The organism is Streptomyces alkaliterrae (assembly GCF_007097205.2).
Classification (GTDB): Bacteria; Actinomycetota; Actinomycetes; order Streptomycetales; family Streptomycetaceae; genus Streptomyces; species Streptomyces alkaliterrae.
In genome coordinates this window covers 1-2,319 of record NZ_VJYK02000514.1, presented here as the reverse complement: position 1 = coordinate 2,319, position 2,319 = coordinate 1, and the positions used below count along the sequence as shown (strand labels likewise).

The 2,319-nt window shown below is 74.3% G+C and carries 2 protein-coding genes; one reads left to right on the top strand and one right to left on the bottom strand.

Annotated elements, in window-relative coordinates; translation table 11 throughout:
• A partial coding sequence (locus tag FNX44_RS26255; RefSeq protein ID WP_173019300.1) for a TerD family protein occupies window positions 1-682 on the top strand: 682 nt, incomplete at its 5' end.
• Between the two features lie 92 nt (window positions 683-774).
• Here FNX44_RS26255 and FNX44_RS28360 read toward each other — a convergent pair.
• Window positions 775-2,319 (bottom strand): excinuclease ABC subunit UvrC (locus FNX44_RS28360; RefSeq protein WP_228450266.1); only part of this gene is annotated, 1,545 nt, incomplete at its 5' end.

The following is a 2,319-nucleotide window of genomic DNA, read 5'->3' as shown; positions in this document are numbered from 1 at the left end:
CGCCCCGCCTGCGCCGCCGGCCGCGCCCGCCGGGTTCGGTGCGCCTCCCGCCCCGCAGGGCGGCTTCGGCGCTCCCCCGGCCATGCAGCCGCCCCAGCCGGGCACGGGCGTGATCAATCTCGACAAGGGGCGGGTCGACCTCCAGAAGCACCAGACGGTCTCCCTGGTGAAGAACAACCAGCCGCTCCAGACCTCGGTGGTCATGGGCCTGGGCTGGGAGCCGGCGTACGGCAGGGGCAGTATCGACCTGGACGCGTCCGTCATCGCCTACGACGCCAACCGGCGGAAGATCGACGCCTGCTACTTCGGCAAGCTCGCCATCCTGAACGGCGCGATCCAGCACTCGGGCGACAACCTCACCGGCGAGGGCAGCGGCGACGACGAGACGATCACCGTGCATCTGCAGGGCCTGCCGCCGGAGGTGACCGGACTGGTGTTCACGGTGAACTCGTTCAGCGGCCAGAAGTTCAACGAGGTCGCCAAGGCCTACTGCCGGCTGCTCGACGCCGGCGGTCAGGAGCTGGTGCGCTTCGACCTCACCGGATCACCGGCGAACACGGCGGTCCTGATGGCGAAGTTCATTCGGCAGTACTCGGGTGAGTGGCAGATGACGGCCCTCGGTGACTTCCTGGACGCCCGGACCGTCCGGGGCATGGTCAAGCCCGGCGCCCAAGCCCTGTAGGGAGCCGAAAGCGGCCCGCCCCCGGTCGTCGGTCCGCACGGCGAGGACCGACGACCGGGGGCGGGGACCGACGACGTCGGGGCGCGGCGGTGTCAGCCCGTGGAGCGGGCGCGGTGGGCGGCGCGGCGGGCGTCCTTGGCCGTGCGCCGGTCGGGGTGGAGTCGACCGAGGGCCTCCAGGACGTCGGCGGTGGCGGGGTGTTCGACCCTCCACACCTTCTCGAAGAACCCGCTGTGCTGCTCCACCAGCCCGCTCACCAGCTCTCGCAGCTCGTCGGTGCCGGCGGCGTCCTCGCCGAGGAGTTGGGCGGCGAAGGTGTCGACGGTGAGCCAGAACACCATCTCCTCGCCGGGCGGCGGCACGTCGGTGGCACCGCGCTCGGTGAGCCAGACCCGGGCGAGGCCGCCGAGTTGGCCGTCGTCCAGTACCTCGCGCAGGGCGGGTTCGGCGTCCGCGCCGGCCAGGGCGAGCGCCTGCTGCACCAGCAGGCGCCGGCGTGGGGCGGCGGGGTCGTCGCCGCGTGCGGCGGCCAGCAACTCCCGGGCGGCGGCGGCGGTCTCGCGCCGGGCCAGCCACTGGGTCGCCTCCTCCTGGGCGGCCTTCTCGGGGTAGCGCAGGAGGGCGCTCAGCAGTTCCTCCGCGCCCGCCTCCGCCAGGTCGCCGACGGCGGGCGCGGCGACACCGGCCGCCACCATGCGAGTGCGCAGGCCGTGCACGCCGAGCGGGGTGAGCCGGACGACGCCGTACCGGCTGACGTCCTCCGCCAGGTTGTCGTCCTCCGGGGGCTGCTCCTCGTCGGCGGCGGAGAGCAGCGCGTCGTCGACGGGCCGGTACTCGACGAGCCCGCTGGGTTCGAGGATGCGGAACTGCTCGTCGAGGCGCATCATCACCGCCGTGACCTCGTTCAGCTCCTCCTCGGTGGGGGCGCCGCCGGGGGTGTCGGGGTCGTCCGGGAGCACCATGGAGGCGGCCAGCACCGGCAGTGGGACGGGCGGGTGCGCGGGTTCGTCGGCGTCTTCGGGGACCTCGGCGTCTTCGGTTCCCTCGGCGGTGTCGGCGCCGCCGCCGGCGCCGAGCAGGTAGAGGTTGGCGAGGGCGGCGTCCAGGAACTCCTCCTCGGCCTCCGGGTCCCACTCCAGGTCCTCGGGAGTGGGCGGGGTGCCGCCGGGGCCCTCCGCGCCGGTCTCCTGTCCGAGGCGGTCGAAGAGTTCGTCGAAGCTCGGCATGGCGGCGTCGGCCAGCTGGGTCTCCAGCACGTCCTGCCAGAGTTCGAGCACTTCGGCGGGGGTGCCGCCGGTGAGGGTGGCGAGTTCGGGGCCGGGGGTGGCGGTGCCGACGGTCTCGTCGGCGTCCGGACGCGGCAGTGACTCGTCGTCGGCCTCCGCCGCCGTGTTGTCCTCGGTCACCTCGACGAGGCCGACGTCCACGGCGCAGTTCCACGCCTCGGCGGCCAGCGCGGGCCCGTCCTCGCCCTTCAGGCCCAGGTGTTCGGCGGCCGACCTCAGCTGCTCGCCGAGGAGTTCGCCGCCGGCGCCGACCCGCAGTCCCTCGCTCGCCCAGCGCGCCAGCGCGGCGGCCCGGCTGACCAGCGGCGCGCTGAGCGCCTGGCGTGCGAGCTCCGCCTGGGAGGGCAGCCG